Raw genomic sequence first — 1,660 nt, 5'->3', positions numbered from 1 at the left:
TTATTGTCGATAGCCACGCGTCCGTCTTCGAGGATCAGAGTGAAGGACGGCCAACGGCTGAAGCAATAGCGGAATGCTTTGGCCAAATCACTCTTGCCCGGGATGCGCGTCAGTTGGGCCTCGGCCCAGGCGTAGAACGCGTCCACCTGTGGTTTGGTCTTTCGTTGCCGGACAGCATGGCGCTCGTCGGCAGGCAGGCCTTTGATGTCGCGCTCGATGTCATAGAGCTGGCCAATGCGGTCGAGTGCGTCCTTGGCGATCTCGGATTTGGTTCCGGTCCAGTGGTCATCGAACTTCGACGTCAGGATGTAAGCCAAGAGGCCAGGACCGGCCATAGAGCGTGGGATCGGGCGGCTCGGGGCGGGTTCCTGTACAATCTTCTCGCAGCGGCGGCAGGACTTCTTGATCCGGGCGATCTCGATGACTTTCAGCTGCGCTGCAATCATGTCGATCAGCTCGCTGACATCCTCGCCCAAAACACGCAGGTCACCACCGCACTCCGGGCAGTTGTCGCCGGGATCCAGTTCCCGGCGCTCATGCGGCGCATCCTTTGAGATACGTGGGCGGCGGCGCGGGGGCTTCTCGTCTTCGGCGGCACTTGGCGCGACGATGTCTTCCTCGGTATCACCATCTGGCGCAGCCGTTTCATCGGCCTCCGCCATGGCCACCTGCAGGTCCTCAAGCGCCAGTTCCAGTTGCGCGATCTCACGTTCGATCTTCTCAGAGCTCTTGCCGAATGCCTGTTTCTGCAGCTTTGCGATCCGCGTCCGCAGGGTCTGAACCAACAGACCACGGGCGCGCAAGGGAGCCAAGAGCTTGACATTCTCCGCCTCCAACGAGGCGATGATCGCCCGCAGAACGGCTCGGTCATCGGAGAGAGATGTGGTGTCTTCGGACAGCGGAATGACTACCATGATCCACCCGAGCGCGCCATAAAAACCAGTGATATCGGTGCAGTAATTTACCCCACCCGCACGGGTGGTGCACCCCAGTCCGGACGTCGCCAATCGATGCCTTCCCAAAGCATCTTTTATTGCGCAGAGGTCAGGCGCACAGCTCCATCTTGGGCGACTGGCCAGGAAAGCGGCCTTTCTCCAGCACCTCGTAATACAGGCAAAATCGCTGACCGTCCCAATACAATAGTTTGATCCGATCCCTCTTACGCCCCCGGAAGGCGAATACCGCTCCGCTTGCTGGCCATTATTGTCGCAGAACATCCTGGGCCCATGCGGACAGACCGGCGATCCCTTTGCGCATGTCCGTCGTTCCACAGGCCAGATAAACACGGATACTCGTGCCAGGGCTGATCATGCCGTCTCGACCAGCCGGATCAATTGTATGATCTCCGCCTCGGACATGCCGGGCGGGTAGTGCAGCACCCGACCATCGGCAAAGCCGATCTCGGCTGCTGAACTGTTCGGCGGCCCAGGATTGCAAGTCGTGGGCAACTCTGGTGCGTCAACGCCCAGAAAGGCAACGCCCTCCGCCTCCGGCCAGAGCCCCTTGTCCTTCATTTGTCGTCGCCACTGATAGATGTGCTGCCGCGTTAAGCCTTGACGCAAGGCAATATCAGTCACGGTCGTACCGCCCACGCCGACTTCCCGTAAAATCAACAGCTTAAAGTCAACGGGCCAGAAACGCCGACGCTCGACCCCAACAA

3 protein-coding genes are annotated in these 1,660 nt (G+C 59.9%); all 3 read right to left on the bottom strand.

Features of this window, described 5'->3' with window-relative positions:
* Nucleotides 1–899 (bottom strand): transposase (locus IU397_RS23135; RefSeq protein ID WP_204417981.1); only part of this gene is annotated, 899 nt, incomplete at its 3' end.
* Between the two features lie 145 nt (nucleotides 900–1,044).
* Entirely contained in the window at nucleotides 1,045–1,140 is a 96-nt protein-coding gene (locus tag IU397_RS24105) for a hypothetical protein (RefSeq protein ID WP_370541767.1), read from the bottom strand.
* Nucleotides 1,141–1,307: 167 nt separating this feature from the next.
* Nucleotides 1,308–1,660 (bottom strand): transposase (locus IU397_RS23125; protein ID WP_204417980.1); only part of this gene is annotated, 353 nt, incomplete at its 5' end.

The sequence above is a fragment of the Actibacterium sp. 188UL27-1 genome, assembly GCF_016901225.1.
In the GTDB taxonomy this organism is placed as follows: Bacteria; Pseudomonadota; Alphaproteobacteria; order Rhodobacterales; family Rhodobacteraceae; genus 188UL27-1.
The sequence above is the reverse complement of the archived record's forward strand: the minus strand, read 5'-3'. Positions and strand labels throughout refer to the sequence as shown.